Annotated in this window: 21 protein-coding genes; 16 read left to right on the top strand and 5 right to left on the bottom strand. The window is 69.5% G+C overall.

Translation table 11 applies throughout. From position 1 onward, the window contains the following. The first annotated feature begins 36 nt into the window (after positions 1-36). Together BJ988_RS22695 and BJ988_RS22690 are read left to right on the top strand one after the other, a co-directional pair. On the top strand, positions 37-993 hold the full coding sequence (locus tag BJ988_RS22695; protein WP_179660146.1) for a Ppx/GppA family phosphatase: 957 nt from the start codon (positions 37-39) through the stop codon (positions 991-993). A 10-nt stretch (positions 994-1,003) separates the two neighbouring features. Continuing rightward, complete coding sequence (locus BJ988_RS22690) at positions 1,004-1,774, top strand: sugar phosphate isomerase/epimerase family protein (protein WP_179660145.1); 771 nt, start codon at positions 1,004-1,006, stop codon at positions 1,772-1,774. A gap of 171 nt (positions 1,775-1,945) precedes the next feature. Here BJ988_RS22690 and BJ988_RS22685 read toward each other — a convergent pair whose 3' ends face one another. Beyond that, on the bottom strand, positions 1,946-3,151 hold the full coding sequence (locus BJ988_RS22685) for an MFS transporter (protein WP_179660144.1): 1,206 nt from the start codon (positions 3,149-3,151) through the stop codon (positions 1,946-1,948). Between the two features lie 74 nt (positions 3,152-3,225). On the opposite strand from BJ988_RS22685, the gene BJ988_RS22680 reads away from it, so the two are divergent. From BJ988_RS22680 to BJ988_RS22635, 10 genes are all read left to right on the top strand, one after another. Continuing rightward, positions 3,226-4,413: a heparan-alpha-glucosaminide N-acetyltransferase domain-containing protein gene (locus BJ988_RS22680; RefSeq protein ID WP_179660143.1), complete on the top strand. Its 1,188-nt coding sequence runs from the start codon at positions 3,226-3,228 to the stop codon at positions 4,411-4,413. Between the two features lie 54 nt (positions 4,414-4,467). After that, a complete protein-coding gene (gene ccmA / locus BJ988_RS22675) occupies positions 4,468-5,181 on the top strand; it encodes a heme ABC exporter ATP-binding protein CcmA (protein WP_179660142.1) in 714 nt (237 codons plus the stop codon). Next, positions 5,181-5,918 carry an ABC transporter permease gene (locus tag BJ988_RS22670; RefSeq protein ID WP_179660141.1) on the top strand — a complete coding sequence of 246 codons (738 nt, stop codon included), beginning with the start codon at positions 5,181-5,183 and terminating at the stop codon, positions 5,916-5,918. The genes ccmA and BJ988_RS22670 overlap by 1 nt, the downstream gene beginning before the upstream one ends. Positions 5,919-6,198: 280 nt before the next feature. Then, positions 6,199-8,253: a molybdopterin-dependent oxidoreductase gene (locus BJ988_RS22665; protein ID WP_179660140.1), complete on the top strand. Its 2,055-nt coding sequence runs from the start codon at positions 6,199-6,201 to the stop codon at positions 8,251-8,253. Positions 8,254-8,333: 80 nt separating this feature from the next. After that, positions 8,334-9,806 carry an FAD-dependent oxidoreductase gene (locus tag BJ988_RS22660; protein ID WP_343051744.1) on the top strand — a complete coding sequence of 491 codons (1,473 nt, stop codon included), beginning with the start codon at positions 8,334-8,336 and terminating at the stop codon, positions 9,804-9,806. Further along, positions 9,803-12,457 (top strand): nitrite reductase large subunit NirB, encoded by a 2,655-nt coding sequence (nirB, locus tag BJ988_RS22655; protein WP_179660139.1) that lies wholly within the window; start codon positions 9,803-9,805, stop codon positions 12,455-12,457. Before BJ988_RS22660 ends, nirB begins: the two co-directional genes overlap by 4 nt. Beyond that, positions 12,454-12,813, top strand: a complete 360-nt coding sequence (gene nirD / locus BJ988_RS22650) for a nitrite reductase small subunit NirD (protein WP_246321553.1) — start codon at positions 12,454-12,456, stop codon at positions 12,811-12,813. The genes nirB and nirD overlap by 4 nt, the downstream gene beginning before the upstream one ends. Positions 12,814-12,822: 9 nt before the next feature. After that, positions 12,823-13,308 (top strand): hypothetical protein, encoded by a 486-nt coding sequence (locus tag BJ988_RS22645; protein WP_179660138.1) that lies wholly within the window; start codon positions 12,823-12,825, stop codon positions 13,306-13,308. Positions 13,309-13,393: 85 nt separating this feature from the next. Then, entirely contained in the window at positions 13,394-14,548 is a 1,155-nt protein-coding gene (locus tag BJ988_RS22640; RefSeq protein ID WP_179660137.1) for a uroporphyrinogen-III synthase, read from the top strand. Next, a complete protein-coding gene (locus BJ988_RS22635; protein WP_179660136.1) occupies positions 14,545-15,231 on the top strand; it encodes a CbiX/SirB N-terminal domain-containing protein in 687 nt (228 codons plus the stop codon). The genes BJ988_RS22640 and BJ988_RS22635 overlap by 4 nt, the downstream gene beginning before the upstream one ends. 160 nt (positions 15,232-15,391) lie before the next feature. Here the strand turns inward: BJ988_RS22635 and argJ are convergent, their stop codons facing one another. Beyond that, positions 15,392-16,540 (bottom strand): bifunctional glutamate N-acetyltransferase/amino-acid acetyltransferase ArgJ, encoded by a 1,149-nt coding sequence (argJ, locus tag BJ988_RS22630; RefSeq protein ID WP_179660135.1) that lies wholly within the window; start codon positions 16,538-16,540, stop codon positions 15,392-15,394. A gap of 36 nt (positions 16,541-16,576) precedes the next feature. Then, positions 16,577-17,038: a hypothetical protein gene (locus BJ988_RS22625; RefSeq protein ID WP_179660134.1), complete on the bottom strand. Its 462-nt coding sequence runs from the start codon at positions 17,036-17,038 to the stop codon at positions 16,577-16,579. A gap of 331 nt (positions 17,039-17,369) precedes the next feature. Between BJ988_RS22625 and BJ988_RS22620 the strand changes: the two genes are divergently transcribed. The 3 genes from BJ988_RS22620 (at position 17,370) to BJ988_RS22610 (ending at position 20,323) form a co-directional block, all read left to right on the top strand. Next, complete coding sequence (locus BJ988_RS22620) at positions 17,370-19,211, top strand: phosphoenolpyruvate carboxykinase (GTP) (protein WP_179660133.1); 1,842 nt, start codon at positions 17,370-17,372, stop codon at positions 19,209-19,211. Between the two features lie 180 nt (positions 19,212-19,391). Then, positions 19,392-19,766 (top strand): DUF805 domain-containing protein, encoded by a 375-nt coding sequence (locus tag BJ988_RS31110; protein ID WP_343051743.1) that lies wholly within the window; start codon positions 19,392-19,394, stop codon positions 19,764-19,766. A 59-nt stretch (positions 19,767-19,825) separates the two neighbouring features. Further along, positions 19,826-20,323, top strand: a complete 498-nt coding sequence (locus BJ988_RS22610) for a PGPGW domain-containing protein (RefSeq protein WP_179660132.1) — start codon at positions 19,826-19,828, stop codon at positions 20,321-20,323. A 20-nt stretch (positions 20,324-20,343) separates the two neighbouring features. Here the strand turns inward: BJ988_RS22610 and BJ988_RS22605 are convergent, their stop codons facing one another. Beyond that, positions 20,344-21,315: an HTH domain-containing protein gene (locus BJ988_RS22605; protein WP_179660131.1), complete on the bottom strand. Its 972-nt coding sequence runs from the start codon at positions 21,313-21,315 to the stop codon at positions 20,344-20,346. 106 nt (positions 21,316-21,421) lie between these two features. Between BJ988_RS22605 and BJ988_RS22600 the strand changes: the two genes are divergently transcribed. Beyond that, on the top strand, positions 21,422-21,817 hold the full coding sequence (locus tag BJ988_RS22600) for a Rid family hydrolase (RefSeq protein WP_179661645.1): 396 nt from the start codon (positions 21,422-21,424) through the stop codon (positions 21,815-21,817). Positions 21,818-21,915: 98 nt separating this feature from the next. On the opposite strand, the gene BJ988_RS22595 is transcribed toward BJ988_RS22600, so the two are convergent. Then, entirely contained in the window at positions 21,916-23,286 is a 1,371-nt protein-coding gene (locus BJ988_RS22595; RefSeq protein WP_179660130.1) for a hypothetical protein, read from the bottom strand.

The following is a 23,286-nucleotide window of genomic DNA, read 5'->3' as shown; positions in this document are numbered from 1 at the left end:
GAACACGAGGTACGCCCGGCGAAGTAGCGTAGAGCCATGCGTCTGGGCGTACTCGACATCGGATCGAACACGGGACACCTGCTCGTGGTCGACGCCCACGGCGGGGCAGCCCCGCTCCCGGCGTACTCGTTCAAGCAGCCTCTGCGGCTCGCGGAGCATCTCGACGACGCGGGAGACGTGACCGAGCAGGGGATCGAGGCGCTGGTCGCGTTCACCCGCGACTCGGTGGCGGTCGCGGAGGAGAAGGGGGTCGCCGAGATGCTGGCCTTCGCGACCTCGGCGGTGCGGGATGCGGGCAACTCGCAGGAGGTGCTGGACCGCGTCCATGCCGAGACCGGGGTCGAGATCGAGGTCCTTCCAGGTGACGACGAGGCGCGGCTGACCTTCTTGGCCGTACGACGCTGGTTCGGCTGGTCCGCGGGACGGCTCGCCGTCTTCGACATCGGCGGCGGTTCGCTGGAGATCGCGGCCGGACTCGACGAGCAGCCGTACGTCGCGTGGTCGCTGCCGCTCGGCGCCGGCCGGCTCGCGCGCAGCTACTCCGGTGACCGGCCGACCGACGACGAGCTGCGCGAGATGCGCCGGACGATCCGCGCCGCGATCGCCGAGGACGCGGGCAAGATACTGCGCGGTGGCCGTCCGGAGATGGCAGTGGCGACCTCGAAGACGTTCCGCTCGCTGGCGCGCATCTGCGGTGCCGCGCCGAGCGGTGAGGGGCTGCGGGTGCGCCGCGAGCTGTCGCTGGCCGAGCTGCGCCGCTGGATCCCGAAGCTGTTGGACATGTCGCTCGAGGAGCTCTCCGAGCTGCCCGGGGTCAGCCCGTCGCGAGCTCACCAGATCATCCCGGGGGCGCTGGTCGCCGAGGCGTGCCTCGACATCTTCGACCTGCCGTCCTTCGAGATCTGCCCCTGGGCGCTGCGTGAGGGGCTGATCCTCGACCGCATGGACCACCTGTCCTTCATCGGGGATTCCACTCTTGGAAGGGCCGAATAGGAGACCCGCGATGATCTCGTTGTCGACGTCCTCGACCTATCCAGAGTCGACTGCCCACGGCTTCGCCTATGCGGCCGAGGTGGGCTACGACGGTGTCGAGGTGATGGTCGGGCTCGATGCCCTCTCCCAGCAGACCCATGCGGTCAAGCAGCTCTCCGAGCACCACGGCCTGCCGATCGTCGCGATCCACGCGCCGACGCTGCTGTTCACCCAGCAGGTCTGGGGCTTCGAGCCCTGGGGCAAGCTCGAGCGGTCGGCCGAGATGGCCGTCGAGGTCGGGGCGGAGGTGGTCGTCGTCCACCCGCCGTTCCGCTGGCAGCGCGAGTACGCGGTCGGCTTCGTGGAGGGGATCGCCACGCTGGAGCGATCGACCGGCCTGCGTTTCGCGGTGGAGAACATGTACCCGTGGCGGGCGGCCAAGCGGGCCACGCAGATGTATCTGCCCCACTGGGACCCCTCGACCGAGGAGTACGCGAACACCACCATCGACCTCTCCCACGCCGCGATCGCCGGTGATGACGTGATCGAGATGGCGAAGCGGCTGGGCCCCCGGCTCCGGCACGTCCACCTCACCGACGGCACCGGCTCGGCCAAGGACGAGCACCTCGTTCCCGGCCGCGGCCACATGGGCGCCGACCGTTTTCTCCGTCATCTGGCCGCGTCAGGCTTCGAGGGCGAGATCGTGCTGGAGATCAACACCCGCAAGTCCGGCTCGCGGGCCGGGCGCATCGCCGACCTGCGCGAGTCGCTCGAGTTTGCGCGGGAGCACTTCCGCATCTGACCCCCGACCCCGCTGGTCGAGCCGCCGGAGCCGCTAGGCGGAGGCGTGTCGAGACCAACACGGTCTGATCGAGCGTCGAGGGGACTGTGTTGGTCTCGACACGGATTCGTTCGTTCCTCACGAATCCGGCTCGACCAGCGGTGAGGGTTCGACTTCGACCAGCGGAGACGGTCAGTCGCGGGCGGCGAACCAGGACCAGGTCAGCGAGATCAGCGCCAGGGCGATGACGGTGGTGGCGAGGCCCCACCAGCCGACGACGTACGCATAGCCGAGCAGCCACCCGAACAGGCTCGAGCCGCCGTAGTAGAAGAGGTTGTAGAGGGCGCTGGCCTGGGCTTTTCCGACCCGGGCGCGGGCGCCCACCCAGCCCGAGGCGACGCCGTGGGCGCCGAAGAAGCCGGTGGTGAGGACGAGGAGGCCGGTCAGCACGATCGCGAGGTTGTCCGGGAGGGTCATCGCGACGCCGACGATGGTGATGACGACGCAGGTCAGCATGACCTTTCGCCGTCCGTGGGTGGCAGCCAGGCGGCCCGCGACCGAGGACGACACGGTGCCGCCGAGGTAGGCGAAGAAGATCTGGCTCGAGATCGCCACCGGCAGCCCGAAGGGCTCGCGTTCGAGGCGGAACCCCAGATAGTTGTACGTTGCCACGAACCCGCCCATCAACAGCGCCGCCTGCCCGTAGAGGACGAGCATGCCCGGGTCGCGGAGGTTGGCGAGCACCCCTTCGCGTACGGAGGTGGTCGGCCTGCCCGTCGGGCGGACCCAGCCCCGAGCTCGCGGGATCAGGGTGATGGCGATGATCGCGGCGATCGCGGAGAGGACGCCGCCCGCGGCGACGCCCAGCCGCCAGCCGCCGAGGTCGGCGGACGGCCCGGTGATGACCCGACCCAGGAGGCCACCGACGGTGGTGCCGGAGATGTAGATGGCCGCGGCGAGGCTGACGTGGCGTACGTGGATCTCCTCGGCCAGGTAGGCGACCGCGAGGGCCGGTACGCCGCCGAGAGCGAGCCCTTCGAGGGTGCGCAGGACGAGGAGCGTGGTGAAGCCGGGGGCGAGCGGGGTGAGCAGACCGAGGACGAGGGAGAGGGAGAGCGCGATCTTCATCGCCGGGGCCCGGCCGATGCGGTCGGCCACCCACGACCAGCCGAGGACGCTGACCGCGAGGCCGAGGGTGGCGGTGGAGACGGTGAGCGCTGCTGAGGCCTCGTTGACCTCGAGCGCCTGCGCGACGGTCGGGAGGATGCCCTGGGTGGAGTACATCTGCCCGAAGGTCGCGATCCCGGCCGCGAAGAGGCCGATCAGGATCCGCCGGTAGCCGCTGCTGCCGGCGTCATGGCCTACCCATTCACGGGTCAGGGAGGCGTCTACGGACATCGTTCTCACGGTAGATCAGGCGGCATGTCCGGGTGAACCTGGCGCGTACGTGACATATCTCTACTCTTGGGTCGATGTCCGCCTCCTCGTCCTCCGTCGCCGACCGCCTCTCCGATCGGCTCTCGACGCGTCTCGTCGGGGTCGATGCCGCGCGGTGCCTGGCGCTGCTGGGGATGATGGCCACGCACGTGCTCGACCCGGTTGACGCCTCCGGGGAGCTGACCAGGATCCAAGAGGTGGCCGGTGGCCGGTCCGCGGCGCTCTTCGCGGTGCTGGCCGGTGTCAGCCTGGCGCTGATGACCGGGCGTCAGACGCCGGTGCGGGGGTGGGCGCTCGGGTCACGTTCGCTGGGGCTCGCCGCGCGGGCGGTGCTGATCGCCGCGCTCGGGCTGGTGCTCGGGTCGCTCGGCACCGACATCGCGATCATCCTGACCTACTACGGCATGCTGTTCCTGATCGGCATCCCGTTCCTCGGGCTGCGGGCGCGGTGGCTGTGGCTGCTCGGCGCGGCCTGGATCGTCGTGGGGCCGCTGCTGTCGCTGGGCATCCGCCCGCTGCTGCCGCCGCGGCAGTTCGACAGCCCGGAGCCGTCCCAGCTGCTGGAGCCCGGCCGGCTTCTCGCCGAGCTGCTCTTCACCGGCTACTACCCGGCTGTCCCATGGCTCGCCTACCTGCTGATCGGGATGGCCGTCGGCCGCATCGACCTGCGCAACCGGATCGTGGTCTCGATCCTCTGGACGGGCGGCGTCATCATCTCCGTCTCGGCCACCTGGCTGTCGGGGAGGCTGACCCGGCTGCCGTCGGTCGCCGAGGTGCTGCTGCGCACCTATCCGGGGACCGACATCGACAGCGCGCTGACCGAGATGAGCCACGGCCTCTACGGACAGACGCCGATCGACGGCGGCTGGCAGTGGCTGCTGGTCGTCGCGCCGCACTCGACCACGCCGTTCGACCTGGCGCAGACGATCGGCAGCTCGATGTTCGTCATCGGCGCGTGCCAGATGATCGCGCTGCGCCTGCCGGATCGGTGGCGCGTCGGGATGGCGGTGCTGTTCGGTGCCGGCACGATGACGCTGACGCTCTACAGCCTGCACGTGGTGATGATGACCGATGCCGTCTGGCCGCCGGAGACCCCCGGGTCGTACGTCGTCCACGTGCTCGTCGTGCTGGGCATCGGCGCGCTCGTCACCGCCTGGGGCCGCCCGGGCCCGCTCGAGTGGCTCGTCGGCCGCCCCGCTGCCTGGCTTCGGCGTCTGGAGTAGATCCGGGCAACGGGAACCGCAGACCCGGCGGGGATGGTGTGGGAGATTCGGGGGATGACGGAAACCGTGGTCGTGGCGAAGGACCTGAAGGTCGTACGCGGTAGGCGCGAGGTCCTCCACGATCTCGACTTCTCCATCCGAGCCGGTGAGGTGACCGGCCTGCTCGGGCCGTCGGGGTGCGGTAAGACGACGTTGATGCGGGCGCTGGTCGGCGTGCAGGCGAAGGTGACCGGGACGGTCATCGTCCTCGGCAGCCCGGCCGGGTCGGCATCGTTGCGACAGCGGATCGGGTACGTCACCCAGGCTGCCAGCGTCTATGACGACCTGACGGTCACGGAGAATCTGCGGTTCTTCGCTCGGATCCTCGGTGCGCCGACGTCGTCGGTCTCGGAAGTCGTCGAGACGGTCGACCTGGTGTCGCACCAGCACCAGGTCGTACGTGATCTCTCCGGTGGTCAGCGCTCCCGGGTCTCGCTCGCGGCGGCGTTGCTCGGCGCGCCGGACCTGCTGGTGCTCGACGAGCCGACCGTCGGGCTCGACCCGGTGCTGCGCGAGCAGCTGTGGGGCACCTTCCGGGACCTGGCGGCCGCGGGCGCGGCGGTGATCGTGTCCAGTCACGTGATGGACGAGGCCGAGCGGTGCGACCGGCTGCTGCTGATGCGCGGAGGCGCGATCCTCGCCGACGGCAGCCCGGCGGAGATCAAGCAGAAGGCGAACGCCGACGACATCGAGCAGGCCTTCCTGGCCCTGGTGAAGGGAGCGGCGTGATGAGCCTTCGACGAACTCTGGCCGTGGCCGGGCGGGTCCTCGCCCAGATCCGGCGCGACCACCGCACCCTGGTGATGCTGGTGGTCCTGCCGACGTTGCTGATGAGCCTGCTGTGGTGGATGTACGAGGAGTCGCCGGCGCCGATCTTCGACCGGATCGGCCCTGCACTGCTGGCGATCTTCCCGTTCATCGTGATGTTCCTGGTCACCTCGGTGACGACACTTCGGGAGCGGTCTTCCGGGACCCTGGAACGACTCCTCGCCATGCCGCTGGGCAAGGGTGACTTCCTGCTCGGCTACGCACTGGCGTTCGGGCTCCTGGCCGCGGTCCAGTCGGGTGTGGCAGTCGGGGTCAGCGTGGGTCTGCTCGGGTTGGAGATCACCGGTTCGGTCGCGCTGCTCGTGCTCGTCGCGATCGTCGACGCCGTCCTCGGCACTGCGCTCGGGCTGCTCGTCTCGGCCTTCGCGGCCACCGAGTTCCAGGCGGTCCAGTTCATGCCGGCGATCGTGGTCCCGCAGATTCTGCTGTGCGGACTGCTGGTGCCTCGCGAGTCGCTGCCGACCGTCTTGGAGGCGATCTCCAACGTCCTGCCGCTCTCCTACGCGGTCGACGCGATGACCCACCTCGTCGGCTCCACCGACACCGGCGAGGTCTGGGCCGACCTGGCGGTCGTCGCCGGGTTCGTCGTGGCCGGCCTCGCCCTCGGCTCGGCGACCCTGCGGCGACGTACTCCCTGATCGCCGAGGCGTCACTCCCGTCGGCCGAGGCGTCAGTCCGGTCGGCCGAGGCGTCGCTCCCGCTGTTCGAGTTGGCATCCCGCTGCCAACTCGGCCGACGTACCTGACGTCTCGGCCGACGGGCGTGACGCTTCGGCCGACGCGGGTGACGCCTCGGCAATTGGGTTGTGAGGTGGTGAGCGGAAGTTGACGGAAGGGGTACGGAGGGCCGGTCGGTGCGAAACGTCGACGCCGGAATGTAGGGGTTGCCCACCCCCGACCCGAAACGGTGTGAGTACGCGTGACCGACACCCACTGTCCTTACTGCAGTCTGCAGTGCGGGATGACCCTTTCACGCAAAGGGCCCCGTCTGGAGGTGGGTGTGCGGTCCCAGACGAACAAGCACAGCCCGGTGGACGAGGGAGCACTGTGCCGTAAGGGGTGGACGGCGGCCGGCCTGCGAGGGAGCCGGGAGCGGCTGACGACGCCGATGGTGCGCGATCGGGCGACGGGGGAGTGGAGCGCGACGACGTGGGACGAGGCGCTCGACCTGATCGCGGCGAAGCTCGCCGAGCTTCGGGAGGTCCATGGCGCCGACGCCAACGCCGTCTTCGGTGGCGGCGGGCTGACCAACGAGAAGGCGTACCAGCTCGGGAAGTTCGCCCGGGTCGCGCTCGGCACCTCCCAGATCGACTACAACGGGCGCTGGTGCATGTCCTCGGCGGCCTCGGCCGGCAACCAGGCCTTCGGCGTCGACCGCGGGCTGCCGTTCCCGCTGGCTGACATCGAGAAGACCGACGTCTGCGTGCTCGTCGGCTCAAACCTCGCCGAGACGATGCCGCCGGCGGCCCGTCACCTCGACAGACTGCGGGAGAAGGGCGGTCGCGTGGTGGTCATCGACCCCCGACTGACCCCCACCGGCGAGCGTGCCGACCTCTTCCTCCAGCCGGTCCCCGGGACCGACCTGCCCCTCGCGCTCGGTGTGCTGCACCTGCTCGACGCGGCCGGCGCGGTCGACGAGGACTACATCGCCGAGCGCACCACAGGCTTCCAGGACGTACGCCGCTCCGTGGCCGCCTGGTGGCCGGAGATGGTCGAGCGGGTCAGTGGGGTCGAGGCCGCGCAGCTGCGCGAGCTCGCTTCCTTGCTGGCGAAGGCGGAGAAGGTGATGGTCCTGACCGCGCGCGGTGCCGAGCAGCACGCACAGGGCACCGCCACCGTCCTGGCCTGGCTCAACGTCGCGCTCGCCCTCGGCATGCCGGGGCGGCCCTTCTCCGGCTACGGCTGCCTGACCGGACAGGGCAACGGCCAGGGCGGTCGCGAGCACGGCCAGAAGGCGGACCAGCTTCCGGGTTACCGGATGATCGACGACCCCGCGGCCAGGGCGCACGTCGCCGGGGTCTGGGGGATCGATCCGGAGACGATCCCAGGTAAGGGGCGCTCTGCCTACGAGCTCCTCGACGCCCTCGGCACCGCCGCCGGCCCCAAGAGCCTCCTGGTCTTCGGCTCCAACATCGTCGTCTCGGCCCCCAACGCCTCGCACGTCGCCTCCCGCCTGGCCGACCTGGACCTGCTGGTCGTGGCCGACATGGTGATGAGCGAGACCGCCGCGCTCGCCGATGTGGTGCTGCCGGTGACCCAGTGGGCCGAGGAGACCGGCACCATGACCAACCTCGAGGGCCGGGTCATCCTGCGCAACCAGGCGATCAGCCCGCCCGACGGAGTCAAGAACGACCTCGACATCATCACCGGCCTCGCCCACCGCCTCGGTGCCGCCTCGACCTGGTCGACCGACCCGGAGGAGATCTTCACCGAGCTCCGGGCGGCGTCGAAGGGCGGCAAGGCCGACTACAGCGACATCACCTACGACCGGATCCGGGAGGAGGACGGGGTCTTCTGGCCGTGCCCGGAGGGTAGCGAGGGCTCCCCGCGTCTGTTCGCCGACGCCTTCTTCCACCCCGATGGCCGGGCTCGGTTCGTCGACGTCGCCCACAGCGGTCCGGCGGAGCAGCCCTCGGCTGCCTTCCCGCTGCATCTCACGACCGGCCGGGTCCTCGCCCAGTACCAGTCCGGTGCGCAGACGCGTCGGATCAAGGAGCTGCCGGACGACGGCATCTTCGTCGAGCTCCACCCGCTGCTCGCGGACCGGGTCGGCGCTCACGACGGCGACCCTGTCCTCGTAAGAACCGCTCGTGGGGAGCTGAAGGCGCCTGCGCGGATCGTGACCACCATCCGCCCCGACACCGTCTTCGTCCCGTTCCACTGGGTCGGCGCCAACAGGCTGACCAACGACGCCCTCGACCCGTCTTCGCGGATGCCGGAGTTCAAGGTCTGCGCCGCGGCGGTGAGCGCATGAGCGGGGAGCCGATCGCGGGTAACACGTCGTTCGTAGGACTATCCGGTCGTTCAGATAGGGCGAGTAGTCCTACGAACGACGTGTTACACGAGTCCGCGGCGCCGCAGCAGCGGATCGTCGTCGTCGGCGGAGGGATGGCCGCGGCACGCCTGGTCGAAGGGCTGGTCGCACGCGGCCTCGGCCCGCAGACGACCGTGCTCGCGGAGGAGCCGCACGCTCCGTACAACCGGATCCTGCTCTCCGCCGTGCTCGAGGGCACCCACCGTCCTGAGGTGCTCGCGATGCGCGAGAAGCAGTGGTACGCCGACAAGGGAGTCGACCTGCGCCTGGACAGCCTCGTCGTCGACATCCACCGCGACAGGCACGCGGTCGAGCTCGCCGACCGGACGACAGTTCCGTACGACCGGCTCGTCCTCGCCACCGGGGCGATCCCGAGCCTGCCGCCGATCCGCGGCGTGGTGCGGGCGGACGGATCGATGGACCCGCGGGTGCAGGCGTTCCGGAGCCTCGACGACTGTGGGCGGCTGCTGGCCCTCCTCGACCGACAGAGCCTCCGCGACCACCCGCGCAACGCGGTGATCGTCGGCGGCGGCCTGCTCGGCCTGCAGGTCGCCCGCGCCCTGGCGGTCCGGGGAATCGAGACCGAGATCGTCGAGGGTCGCGACCACCTGCTCAGCAGCCAGGTCGGCGCCTCGGCCGGCAAGGTGCTCAAGCGGTCGATGGCCACGCTCGGCACCCAGGTCTATCTCGGCGCCCGCGCGACCAGGCTGACCGACGAGGGACTCAAGCTCGACAACGGCTACACCCTCGAGACCGACCTGGTGGTGCTCACCGCCGGTGGCCGCCCGCGCGCAAACCTCGCCCGCCGCGCCGAGCTCACCGTCGCTCGCGGCATCGTCGTCGACGATCAGCTGCGCAGCGTCGACGACCCCGACATCTACGCGATCGGCGACTGCGCCGAGCACGACTCGACCGTGACCGGCTTCGTCTCGCCGGCCTGGGAGCAGGCCGGAGTCCTCGCCGACGTCCTCGCCGGCAACCAGGCGACCTATTCAGGACACCGCGTCGTCGCCCGGCTGCGCGCCACCGACCTCGACGTGTGCGTCCTTGGCGAGCCCGAGCACGAGACCGGCGAGGTGGTCGAGATCGCCAACCCGATCAAGGGCACCCACCGCAAGCTGGTCGTACGCGACGGCCGCATCGTCGCCGGTGCCCTCGTCGGCGACCTGAGCCGGGTCGGCCTGATCACACAGGCCTTCGACCGGCAGACGGTCCTCGGCGAGCACGAGGCGGGGCAGCTGCTGCTGCCCGAGCCGTCCGCGGCGGGGTCGTCAGGTGTGCCACAGCTCCCCGACGACGCGGAGATCTGCGCCTGCGCCGGTGTCAGCGCCGGCGCGATCCGGGCCTGCCAGTCCCTCGAGGACGTACGCGACACCACCCGTGCCACCACCGGCTGCGGCGGCTGCGCGCCGACCGTCCGCCAGCTTCTCGCCACCCGCCAGACAAGTCCGCTCCCCAACAGTTTGCGCACAGTGGAAGGAACCCCGTCATGAGCCCTCACCTCCGCAAGAAGGTCGTCGTCGTCGGCCACGGCATGGTCGGTCACCGCTTCGTGACCGCCGCGATCGAGCGCGGTCTCACCGAGACCCACGACGTCGTGGTGCTCGGGGAGGAGCCGCGACCGGCGTACGACCGGGTCGCCCTGACCAGCTTCTTCGAGGTCGGTGCCGAGGCCCTCTCGTTCCTGCCCGGCGGCGTCTACGAGGACCCGCGGGTCACGCTCCGCACCGGCACGAGCGTCATCGAGATCGATCCCGCCGCGCAGACCGTGATGCTGGCTGACGGCGAGGAGATGGCGTACGACGAGCTGGTGCTCGCCACCGGAGCGGCGCCGTTCGTGCCGCCGGTGCCGGGCTCGGAGCTCGGGAACGTCTTCGTGTACCGCACGATCGAGGACCTCGAGGCGATCCGGGAGGCCGCGAAGACCGCGAAGGTGGGGGCCGTGATCGGCGGTGGCCTCCTGGGGCTGGAGGCGGCCAACGCGTTGCACCAGCTCGGTGTCGAGACCCACGTGGTCGAGCTCGCGCCGCGGCTGATGGCCGTGCAGGTCGACGATGCCGGCGGCAACACCCTCAAGCGCCACATCGAGAAGCTGGGCCTCACCGTCCACACCGGGGTGATGACGGAGTCGATCTCGACAAGCTCGATCCGGCGGATCGCGCCGGACGCTGCGGTCGAGATCTCCGTAGTCGACGCGGACGAGGCCGGCGTGCTCGACGGCAAGGTCAGCGCGCTGAAGTTCAAGGACGTCGAGGAGCCCCTGCCGGTCGACATGATCGTCTTCTCGGCCGGCATCCGCCCACGGGACGCGCTCGCCCGCGCGGCCGGACTGGACCTGGCCGAGCGCGGCGGTGTGCTGGTCGACGAGCGGTGCCGAAGCTCCGACGAGCACATCTGGGCGGTCGGTGAGTGCGCCGCGCCCGGCGGGAAGATGTACGGCCTGGTGGCCCCCGGCTACGACATGGCCGAGGTCGTCGCCGACGCGCTGCTCGGCGGCGCCGGCACGTTCGCCGGTGCCGACATGTCGACCAAGCTCAAGCTGCTCGGGGTCGATGTCGCGAGCTTCGGTGACGCGCACGGCACCACCGACGAGTGTCTCGAGCTGACCTACTCCGACGCCGTCACCGGTGTCTACAAGAAGCTGGTGATCAGCGAGGACGGCACCCGCCTGCTCGGCGGCGTGCTGGTCGGAGACGCGAGCGCCTACGGGCTGCTCCGGCCGATGGTCGCTTCTGGTATCCCGCTCCCGGAGAACCCCGAGGAACTCATTCTGTACGGGGTCTCGACAAGCTCGGGGCCACTGCGTTCAGACCCCGGTGCTGAGGAGATCTGTTCCTGCAACGGTGTCACCCGCGGCGACATCGAGGCGGCTGTCGACAACGGCTGCGAGAGCGCCGCGGAGGTCACCAAGGAGACCAAGGCCGGTTCGACCTGTGGGTCCTGCAAGGTGCAGGTCAAGAAGATCGTCGAGGACTACTTCACCGCTCAGGGCAAGACCGTCGACACCAGCCTGTGCGAGCACTTCGCGATGACCCGCGCCGAGCTCTTCGACGTGGTCCTGATCCACGGCTACAAGACCTTCGACCAGATCATCGAGGCCCACGGTGCCGGCCGCGGCTGCGACCTGTGCAAGCCTGCCGTCGCGAGCATCCTGGCCAGCCAGCTCAACGGGCACGTCCTGGCCAAGGAGAACCGCAAGCTCCAGGACACCAACGACGCCTACCTCGCCAACCTCCAGAAGAACGGCTCCTACTCCGTCGTCCCGCGCATCCCCGGCGGAGAGGTCACCCCCGAAGGCCTGATCGTGATCGGTGAGGTCGCCAAGGAGTTCGGCCTCTACACCAAGATCACCGGCGGCCAGCGCATCGACATGTTCGGTGCCCGGATGGAGGACCTGCCGGCGATCTGGAAGCGCCTGGTCGACGCCGGGTTCGAGTCCGGTCACGCCTACGGCAAGTCGCTGCGTACGGTGAAGTCCTGCGTCGGCTCCACCTGGTGCCGCTACGGGGTCCAGGACTCCGTCGGCCTCGCGATCATGCTCGAGACCCGCTACCGCGGGCTGCGCTCGCCGCACAAGCTCAAGGGCGGCGTCTCCGGGTGCGCCCGGGAGTGCGCGGAGGCCCGCGGCAAGGACTTCGGTGTCATCGCCACCGAGAAGGGCTGGAACCTGTACGTCGGGGGCAACGGTGGCGCCATCCCCGCCCACGCACAGCTGCTCGCCGGTGACCTGACCACCGTGGAGCTCGTCCGCTATCTCGACCGTTTCCTCATGTACTACGTACGCACCGCCGACCGCCTCCAGCGCACCTCGACCTGGATCGACTCCCTGGACGGCGGCCTGGACCGGGTGCGCGAGGTCGTGGTCGACGACGTGCTCGGCCTGGGCACCGAGCTCGAGGCCGCGATGGTGCGCCACACCGAGACCTACTTCGACGAGTGGAAGGCGACGCTGGAGGACCCCGAGAAGCTGCGTCGCTTCGTCTCCTTCGTCAACGCCCCCGACATCCCGGACCCCAACATCTCCTTCGGGTCGACGCGTGGCCAGATCGTCCCGGAGGTCGGCGAGGCGCCAGCCGCCGTCGGTCCCGTCTCGCTCGGTGCCTCCATCCCTGTCGGTGTGCCCACGCTGGAGGAGTCGCGATGAGTGCTGATCAGCTGAGCGCCGGCCAGACCGTCACGTACATCTCCGTCTGTCGTCTCGACGACATCGACCCCGAGACCGGCGTCGCCGCGCTGGTCAGAGGGGAGGCGGTGGCTGTCTTCCGCACCCTGGACGATCGGGTCTTCGCGCTGTCCAACTACGACCCGTACGGTCACGCCTCGGTGCTGGCCCGCGGGATCGTCGGGACGCGTGGGGAGGTGCCGTTCGTGGCGTCGCCGCTGCTCAAGCAGCCGTTCTCGCTCGAGAGCGGCCGGTGTCTCGACGATCCGTCGGTGGCGGTCGCCACCTACGAGGTGGACGTCGTCGACGGGGAGGTACGCATCGGGGTGCGCCACTAGGGTGGCGTCATGAGTGATCCTGTTCTCGGGGCCAAGGTGTCCGCGATGCCGTGGCCGACACGTCGCTGGGTGAGCGTGGTCGCGTCGCTGGTGCTGACGCCGCTCGGCCTCGTCCTGGTGATGACCGGCGGATATCGCCACGCCATCGACGCCGCCAGGCTCGGCACGTCCGTCGTCGGCATCGCTCTGGTGCTGCTGGGGGTGCTGCTGCTCTTCGTGGTGGCGGCTGCCGGCAGGATCGCGGGCATCGGCCCGGTCGTCGCAGGGGTGGCGTACGGCGGGTTCGGACTGATCTCGCTCTTCTCCCAGGAGATCCTGTGGAACCTGACGAACCTCTTCGGCAGCCAGGCGCTCCGGTACGGCGTGTTCAGCTATTACGCCGTCATGCTGCCGGCCGTCGGGGCGCTCCTGATCGGCGCCGGTCTGTCCGGCCGCTGGAGTCGCGATACGGCCGAGAGGTCGAGCAGCCCGTCCGGGCCGATCGTCGAGCTGTAGCGGCCGTGAGATCGTGAGGGAAAGTTAGCCCTCGCGATTCGAACAGTCTGCGTACGACGAAATGCGACCGGCGCAGGGTGGATCCATGGCGGTGGAGAAGGCGCAGGAGATCTACGATGCGGATGTGGACACTGGCGCGCTGAGCGGCTTCCGCGTCGGGGTAACCGCCGCGCGGAAGGCCGAGGAGCAGATCAAGCTGCTCGAACGGCGTGGGGCTCACGTGGTGTGGGCGCCCGCGCTCTCCGTCGACCCCAACCGGGTCGACGCCGGTGCGTTGCGCGCGGTGACCGAGCAGATCATCGGTCAACGCGTCGACATGTTCCTGGCGACGACCGGCATCGGGACCCGCGCGTGGTTCGAGGCCGCCGAGGAGTGGGGGCTGATCGACCCGCTCCTGGAGACGCTCGGCGGCGCGGAGATCCTGGCGCGCGGGCCGAAGTCGGTCGGGGCGCTGCGGCGGCGCGGGCTCCGCGAGCTGTGGGCGCCCGAGTCGGAGGAGTTCGACGACGTCCTGGAGCACCTGCGGGGTCGCGACCTGACCGGCAAGCGGATCGTGGTGCAGGAGCACGGTCAGTCGCTCTCGATGGTCGCGCACGCGCTGACCCGGCAGGGCGCCGAGGTCATCAACGTGATCGTCTACCGGGTCGAGTCGGCAGCCGACCCGGAGCCGATGTTCCGGCTGGTCGAGACGTTGGCCGACGGCGAGCTGGACGCGGTCACATTCACCTCCGCCCCGGCCGTGGCCGCGTTCATGCAGGCGGCAGGGTCGGTCGGCCTCCGGGACGAGGTCGTCGCTGCTTTTCAGGCCGACGTGGTCGCGGCCTGCGTCGGTCCGGTGACCGCAGCTGCCTTCGAGATGTGGGGCGTGCCGACGATGATCCCCGACCGTTCCCGCACCGCGGCCTTGGTGAAGATGCTCGAGACCGAGCTGCCGCTGCGCCGCGAGGGCCTGCTGATCGAGCTGGCCGGTGGTCACCAGCTGCTGCTGCACGACGACGCGGTGATCCTCGACGGAGCCGAGGTGAAGCTCTCGCCGGCCCCGGCGGCGGTCCTGGGTGCGCTCGTGGCCACCCCGGGCAACGTCGTCTCCCGGCCGGCGCTGCTGGCGATGCTGCCCTCGGGCACCGCCGGGTCCGAGCATGCCGTGGAGATGGCGGTCGCCCGGCTCCGGGCCGCGCTCGGGACGAAAGCCGTCCAGACCGTCGTCAAGCGCGGCTACCGGCTGGCGGTGGCCACGTGACGGGCCTCGTACTCGTTGCTCACGGGACTCGGCGGCTGCTCGGCAACGCCGTCGCCTCGATCATCGCCAAGCAGGCCGGACGCCGGCTGGGGATCGAGTCACGGGCGGCGTACGTCGAGCTCTGCGAGCCGCTCTTCGCCGACGTCGTCGCCGAGAGCCGACAGCCCACGCTGGTCGTGCCGCTGCTGTTGTCGACCGGCTATCACGTACGCGTCGACCTGCCCGCCGCCGCCTCTGCTGCCGCTGCTCCGGTGACTCTTGGCGCCCCGCTCGGCCCCGACCCGATGCTGGCTTCCGCGCAGGTGTCCCGGCTGGTCGCTGCGGGCGCAACGCCTGGTCAGCCCGTAGTCCTCGTCGCCGCGGGGTCCAACGACCCCGCTGCCCGCGCCGACATCGCCACGGCCGGATCGATGTTGGCGGAGGCCTGGGGCGGCCCGGTGCGGGTCGCCACGGTCTCCGGCTCCGGCGCCCCGGCCATCGGCGACGTCGTACGCCCGGGTGACGCCGTCTCGCCCTATCTGCTCGCGCCCGGGTTCTTCTCCGAGACGGTCCGGGTCCGCTCCTCGGATGCTGGTGCGGAGGTCGTCGCCGACGTCATCGGTCCCCATCCCGACGTGGTCGAGCTGGTCGTACGCCGCGCCTCGGTGCTCCTGGCGGAGGAACGCTCCGCGCGCGTCGGCTGACCCGCTGGCCGAGCCTCAGGTCGGCTAGTCATCCGCAGGTCGAGCCGCCGGAGCCGCTAGGCGGAGGCGTGTCGAGACCAACACAGTTCCCATGGCGCTCGAGGGGAACCGTGTTGGTCTCGACACGCTCGCTGGCGCTCGCGGCTCGACCGACGATGAGTCAGGTCGTGTAGTCGGCGTTGATGCGGATGTAGCCGTCGGTGAGGTCGCAGCCGTAGACCGTGAACTCGCCCGAGGCGATGCCGAGGTCGACCTCGATCGACACCTCATCCCCGGAAAGATAAGTCGACAAATCTGCCAATAGATTTGCCGAGACCTGGGCTGGGTAGGTCTCGGTGCCGCCGAAGGCGATGCGTACGTGCTCGGGGGAGATGTCGGTCTCCTCGTGGAGCTTGCCGATGGCCATCGCGACGCGGCCCCAGTTGGGGTCGGCGCCGTGGACTGCGGTCTTGACCAGAGGTGAGTTGACGATGGCCTTGCCGACCCGCTTGGCCTGGGCGTCGTCGCGGGCGCCGCTGACCGAGACCGAGATCAGCTTGGAGGCGCCTTCGCCGTCGGAGGCGATCTTCTTCACCAGTGCCAGCGCGGCGTCGTAGAGCGCGGCCTCGAACTCGCCCAGGTCGACAGCGCCGGCCGTTCCGGAGGCGAAGATCGCGGCGGTGTCGGAGGTCGAGGTGTCGGTGTCGATCGAGACGGCGTTGTAGGTGCGGTCGACGACCCGGCGGAAGGCGGCGTCGAGATCGGCGGTCGGCACCGCGGCGTCGGTGAAGAAGTAGGTCAGCATCGTGGCCATGTCGGGCTCGAGCATCCCGACGCCCTTGGCGATCCCCGTGATCGTCGCCCCGCCGACGGTCCGGGTCTCGATCTTGGCGATCGTGTCGGTCGTCATGATCGCCGCCGCGGCGGCCCCGAAGTCGGCCTCGACGGCGGTCCCGGCGAGCTTCTCCAGGGCGGGGGTGAGCACGTCCATCGGGTACAGCACACCGATCACGCCGGTCGAGGCCACCAGCAGCTCCTCGGGGCGTACGCCGACGACCTCGGCCGCCAGGCGGCGTACCTCCGCGGCGTTGGCCTCGCCGGTCGGGCCGGTCGCGACGTTCGCGTTCTTCGAGATGGTCACCATCCCGCGGAACGCGGAGACGTCCGCGGACCGGGAGAGCAGCACCGAGGCGCCGGCGAAGCGGGATCGGGTGAAGACCGCGGCGCTCGTGACCGAGCCGGAGGGGGCGGCGACGACGGCGAAGTCGTCAGCGCCCTCCTTGAGACCGAGGTTGGCGGTGACTCCGACGAATCCGGCTGGTTGAGGCATGCGGACAGCCTAGAACCACCCGGCGTGGGCTGCGCGCTATGTCCGCACCCACGCGAACGCCGCAGCCTCCAGGATCATCCAGGACCGAAGTACGCGCCCCACGAACGTGATCGCGACGAAGAGCATCAGGTTGGCCTTGAGTGTGCCGTAGATCACGGCGAGGATCGCCAGCGGAGGAAGCCCGCTGAGGGCGGCGACCGCGAGCAGCCCGCCGGCGTAGGCGGGTCGTCCCTGCGTACGCCGCTCCCACTTCTCCATCCGCAGCTGCCACTTCTCGCACGCCATCTTCTTGCGGACGAAGGGGAGGGCGGTGGTGCCCTGGCCGGCGTAGTACCAGACGACCTTGGAGGTGGTCTGGCCGACTCCTGCCACCAGCGCCAGGATCAGGGCGGAGAAGGTCAGGTTCGAGGCGGCCACCGCGAGGTAGGTCTCGAAGTTGATGACAGGGAAGAGGCCTCCGGTGAAGGAGGCGGCGAAGGTCCCGAGAATGAGTTCCATCAGCCGGCCTCTGGCCCGTTCGACGATTGAAACAATTCAAAGATTGTGTGTTGGGGGATCACTCGCGAAATCCTAGATGTAATCCGTGTCACGGTGCGACATCGGGCGTCACATCCACATTACGGACCGGTCGCCGAAATGAGGCCTTTGTCACTTAAACATGGGGTTACGAGGGTCTCAGGACCGGCTGTCGGAACATCGCCTGCGGTTGGATCGATCAATTGTCCAGGCTCGTGATCGATGACCCACTCTGGTGCACGGTACCCCGGTTGGAGCCCTCTTCAACTGGGGTAACGTGCCTGCAATCGGCGAAACTTTGAAGGGTGTCGGAATGGTTGACGTGGACAAGGTCCTCGATGAGGCGGGGCTGACGAATCCTCATGTGCGGGAGTATGTCTCCTACTGGGCAGGGGTGACCGGAGCCGAGCGGATCGAGGTTGTCAGCGCAGCCGACGACGAGCGGCTCCTTCAGGAATCCCTGGAGGCTGGTGAGCTGCTTCCCGTCACGGGCGGCCGCTACTACAGCCGTTCCTACAGCAAGGACACCGCGCGCTCCGAGGAGCGCACCGTGGTCGCCACCTCCAACCCGGAGGACAAGGGCGTCTACAACAACTGGAAGCCTGCCGACGAGACCGTCAAGACGCTCACCGAGCGCATGACCGGTGCCTCCAAGGGCAAGACGATGTACGTCATCCCCTACCTGATGGCTCCGGTCGGCTCGCCCCTGGAGGCGTACGCCGCAGGTGTCGAGCTCACCGACAGCCGCCCGGTCGTGCAGCAGATGATCCGGATGGCGCGCGTCGGCATCGACTACATCAACGACCTCGCAGACCCGAGCTCCTTCGTCCGTGCGGTGCACGTGACCGGCGACCTGCCCAACCTCGGTCAGGGCACCGACAACGACCAGCGTCTGTTCGCGACGGTCGCCGACCAGCGTACGATCCTTCACTACGGCTCCTCCTACGGCGGGAACGCGCTGCTGGGCAAGATCGCCCACGGCCTGCGCCAGGCCTGCTACGACGGCCGCGCCTCCGGCAAGTTCCTCGCCGAGCAGTTCCTGCTGCTGGGCATCAAGGACAAGGAGTCCGGCGAGGAGTTCCACGTCGTCGGCGGCTTCCCGTCCGCCTCCGGCAAGACCAACCTCTCGATGACGCTCTCGCCCGACGCCCTCGGTGAGCGCTATGAGGTCACCTTCTACGGCGACGACATCGCCTGGATCTGGGTCGGCGAGGACGGCAAGCTCCGTGCCTTCAACCCGGAGAACGGCGTCTTCGGTGTCGCCAAGGACACCAACGAGAAGACCAACCCGGGCGCGGTCCAGGCGATCCTGCCGGGCTCGGGTGCGATCTTCACGAACGTCGCCTACAACGAGAAGACCCAGGAGGTCTGGTGGGAGGGGCTCACCAAGCACCACCCGGACGACGTCGACGGCTGGATCGACTGGAAGGGCGAGCGCATCGCCGACCGGATCGACGACGAGCTGGGCGACCCGTGGGCCCACCCCAACTCCCGCTTCACCACGCCGATCTCGCACGTTCCCAACGCGGCGCCCGACTTCGACGACGCCGCAGGCGTGCCGGTCGACGCGATCATCTTCGGTGGCCGCACCCGTGACCGCGAGCCGCTGATCCGTGCGATCACAGACGTGGCCGAGGGCGTCTACGACGGCCTCACCCTGGGTGCCGAGGCGACTGCCGCGGCCGACGGCCTCGAGGGCGTGCTGCGCTACGACCCGATGTCGATGCGTCCGTTCCTCGCCTACGAGGAGGGCGACTACGCCCGCCACTGGCTGAAGATCATCGGCGAGGCCACCGTGAAGCCGGTCTTCGCGCACGTCAACTGGTTCCAGCGTGACGCCGAGGACGGTCACTTCCTGTGGCCCGGTTACCGCGAGAACGTGCGCGCGCTGCTGTGGCTGCACCAGTTCCAGAAGGGTGAGGTCAAGGGCCAGCAGAGCCCCGTCGGCGTCATCCCGACCGAGGACGAGCTCGACCTGCGCGGCCTCGACCTGCCGCAGCGGGACCTCGACCGGATCCTCTCCCTCGACCTGAAGCGGTGGAAGCAGGAGATGGGCTTCCGCGAGAAGCACCTCCACCAGTTCAAGCTGCCCGAGGAGATCTGGGAGGCCCACAAGCGCGTGGCCGCTGCGATCGACGAGGCCGCTCAGGCCTGACCTCTCGTCGCTGTCGAGCTTGTCGAGACCGGGGCGGCGTACGGAGACTCATCCGTACGCCGCCCCGATTCTCTCTGTCTGCGCCCGTTTCCTACGGGAAGATGAACTTTGCCCGGATTTGGGACACATGCCCGGGCAGACATTTACGTGGTCCATCTCGCCCGCCTAGGGTTCCTGACCGTGACGATCCCCCTTGACCAGCCGCTTCGTGCTGCCTCGATCACCGAGGCGTACTCACGGTTCTGGAAGAAGTACGCGACATTCTCGGGTCGCGCCAGTCGCACTGAGCTGCTCTGGCCGATGCTCGTGAACCTTCTGATGCTCATCGTCGTGGTGCTGGCGCGCAACGAGGTGGTGAGCGTCGTGGTCGGTCTCTACGCGCTCGCCGCGTTCGTGCCGACCATCGCGCTGGGCACGCGCCGGCTGCACGACATCAACCGATCCGGATGGTGGCAGCTGGTCCTGATCGTGCCGCTGGTCGGAGACATCGTCCTCGCGGTGCTGTGGCTGACCTTCCCGAGCCCGGAGGGCGTCAAGTACGACTTGGCCGCATGAACGCCCGTAAAATTCCCCTGGCTGTTCTCGGAGTTGGCCCGGAATGGCAGGCTATGGGCATGAAGTCCCTCGCAGGAGCTGCGGCGAAGCGGCTCGCCTTCGAGACCCTCGGCTGGCTGCTCGTGGTCGCCGGGATCGCCGCGATGGTGCTGCCGGGTCCGGGCCTACTCATGCTCTTCGGTGGGTTGGCCGTGCTCTCCCGTCAGTACGCCTGGGCTCGCCGCTATGTCGAGCCGGTCCGTCTCCGGGCCCTGCGCGGGGCTGCCGAGGGCGTGGAGACCTGGCCACGGATCATCCTGTCGACGCTAGGGGCGCTCTCCATCGCTGCCGTCGGCGTCGTCTTCCTGATCAGCCCGCCGGCCCCGCACTGGTGGCCGCTCGAGGCCACCTTCTGGCTGCTCGGTGGCGCCTGGACCGGCGTCACCCTGCTCGGGTCGTGCGCCATCGCTCTCGGCGTCCTGGCCTACTCCTACAAGCGCTTCCACAACCACCCCGACGCTCGCCACCAGCTCGATGAGGACATCGAGCACTCGGGCGAGATGAACAAGGTCGCCTAGGCCGTTCGCGGGTCGAGCGGCTACGGGCGGTCTCGATATCGGTCGGCGACCGCCCGCGCACGCTGATGCAAGGCGGAACGCAGCTCCGGTGGCGCAAGCGACTCGGCGTCGGTGTCGAGCTGCCACATCGCCCATTCCGCGTGCCATAGGTCCTGGAACGTGACCTCGAGGCGAAGCCAACCGTCGGCGTCGGGTGTCTCTGCGCGGACGGCCTCTGCCATGTCCAGCAGCTGGTCGCGGCGTGCTGGGTTCACCCGAACCTGGACGGCGATGTGACCCTCGGAGAGGAACTGCGCGCAGCGTTCCGCCCACACGCGCTCGAGGTCGACGTTGTCCGGTCGTTGCGCCGGTTCGGGCAGCTCGTACGCCTCGAGCACCCGCGACATCCGGAAGGTGCGGTCGGTGCCGGCCTCGGTGGCCAGCAGGTAGCCCTTGTCGCGCACCGTGACCAGGCCGATCGGGTCGACGACGCACCGGCGGGGTGCCTGACCGCGGGATGCGTAGCGGAGGCGCAGCTTGTGCCCGGCGAGGACCGCCTGGCGTACCTCGACCATCGTCTCCTTGGGGACCTCCTCGACGTCGAGACGGCGGGAGAGCAGGTCGGTCTCGGGATCGAAGAGGAACCGCTGCGCCGCATCGTTCGCGGCCGTCAGGTGGCTCTCGGGAAGTGCGTCGACCACCTTCCGCATGGCGGATGCGAGCGCGGAGCCGAGTCCGAAGACCCGCTCGCCCCGACCTGAGCCGGCGGTGAGGAGGGCGAGGGCCTCATCGTGGTTCAGCCCGGTGAGCTCGGTCCGGAACCCGGGCAGCAGCGAGAAGCCACCGTGGCGGCCGCGCTCGGCGTAGACCGGGACTCCCGCCGCCGACAACGCCTCGATGTCGCGTAGCACCGTTCGGGTCGAGACCTCGAGCTCGCGCGCCAGGACGTCCGCGGTCAGCTGCCCGCGCTGTCGCAGGAGGAGCACCAGGGAGACCAACCGGTCGGCACGCACGGCCGAACTCTATCCGGATACACGACAGGAGATGTCGTGATTCGCTGTCAGGCTCGACGCAGGTCGGGGATGGTCCCCGCCTGAACTGAACGGAGCTGATGTGGCGATCGAACGAACGGCGATCAACCCGGTGACCTGGTCGCTGGACATGGGGTTCAACCAGGGCGAGGTCGTGACCGGGCACACCCGCACCCTCTACTGCTCGGGCCAGACGGCGATGGGCGCAGACGGCGCGCCTCGGCACGAAGGTGACATGGCTGCCCAGATCGGTCTGAGCCTCGACAACCTGGAAGCGGTGCTCGGGGCAGCAGACATGTCACTGGCCAACCTGGTCCGGCTCAACGTCTATGCCACGGACGTCGACCTGCTCTTCCAGCACTATGGCGTCCTCGCCTCTCGGCTAGGTGCCGCCCAGGTCGCACCGGCCACGACCATGCTCGGCGTCACGCGCCTGGCGATCCCAGGCCAGATGATCGAGCTCGAGGGCACCGCCGTCGCGTGAGCAGGTGACGGCCACGTACTGGTGCTGGCGCGGGTCGCTGAGCTGCGCCAGCACCAGTACGTATCGTCCTCGGTCGGACGGTGCAGTCTCTTCGCCGGCTACGGCTTGCGGCGGTCCTTGTCGTCGTCGGCCGGTGCGTTCGGGGTCCAGCCGCGGGACGCGTTGGGGTCCAAGACGTCGCTTGCGGTCTCGGTCCAGTCGTCGGTGTAGTCGGCCTGCCAGTCCTGGTCCTGGCTGCCCCGCTTGTCGTCCTTCTTTCCGCCGCGGCCACCGGCTCCTCCGCTGCCGCCACGCCCACCGCGGCTGCCCGCTCCGGTCGCGCCGCCTCGGGCGCCGGCACCCCGGCCTCCAGCCGCGCCGCCACGTGCGCCCGCACCGGCTCCGGCTCCGCGTGCACCGGCCCCAGCTCCTGCACCCGCGCGGGCACCGGCGGCGCCGGCCCTGGCCGCTGCAGACCCAGACCTGGCTGTCGCCGACTTCGACGTCGCGCTGGCAGTCGCTGCCTTGGCGGACCCGGCGGCGAACCTGCTCGCGAGCGCCTTGGCCGCACCGGCACCGAGCAGAGCCCCACCACCGGCGATGGCGAGCGCGGCCATGCCGCCCGCGCCGCCGCCAAGCGGGGCCAGCCCGTCAGCGGTCTCGACCATCGCGTACGACGTCGAGGGCGCCGGAGACCCGTCGGCGTTGACCCACTGGGTGCCGTTCCACTCCGGCTTGTTCTCCGCTTCGTGCGCCGCGATGATCGCCTTCTCCTGGGCGATCAGCTCGTGGCCCATGCCGCCTGGGTAGAGGGTCCCGGAGTTGTACGACGCCATCCGGGCGCGGGCTGCTGCGATCTCGCTGTACGAACCGGGGGATGAAGGGGCCGCGGGGGCGCTTCCAGGGTCAGAGTTCGGTTCGTCCGTGATCGCCCGCACCGGAGGCTCAGCCGTGTAATTGTCCTCGTCGACCACCTGGATCTGCTGGGCAGCAGCTGCCTCGGCGTCGGCGATCGCCTGCTCGCGGGCAGCGTGTGCAGCGCGGTCGGCTTGGAGGGCCTTCTGGTTCTGGACTGCCTGAACGGTGTCGACTCCAGTTCCGCTCTGTGCGTACTTCGGGCTAGAGGGGTCGGGTGCTGGGCCGTGGTTGGTGGGAAGGGAAGCCTCGAGTCGGGCGTGCTTCTCCATCGCGGTACGCGTTGTGGTTTGCGCCGCGCTCAGGGCCTTGACGGCGGCTTCCAGTTGAACGGCCTTGTGAGCCAACTTTTGAGCTGAGTCCCTGAACCTTTGCTGAGCAGCGTTAGTCGTGAGAGACGTCTCTTCGAACGCCTTCGGCAAGTTGTCGGCGGCCGCCTCGAGGTCCTGCGAAACGCGCCGCAACGCTCTTCCCGCCTGGTTCCAGTCGTCTAGGCGAGCCTCGACATCGTCGGGCTTTGCCGTGGCGACGTACTGCTTGAGCGTCTCCATCATCCCGCCCTTGATCACGGACAT

The sequence above is a fragment of the Nocardioides panzhihuensis genome, from assembly GCF_013408335.1.
Taxonomy (GTDB): domain Bacteria; phylum Actinomycetota; class Actinomycetes; order Propionibacteriales; family Nocardioidaceae; genus Nocardioides; species Nocardioides panzhihuensis.
The sequence above is the reverse complement of the archived record's forward strand: the minus strand, read 5'-3'. Positions and strand labels throughout refer to the sequence as shown.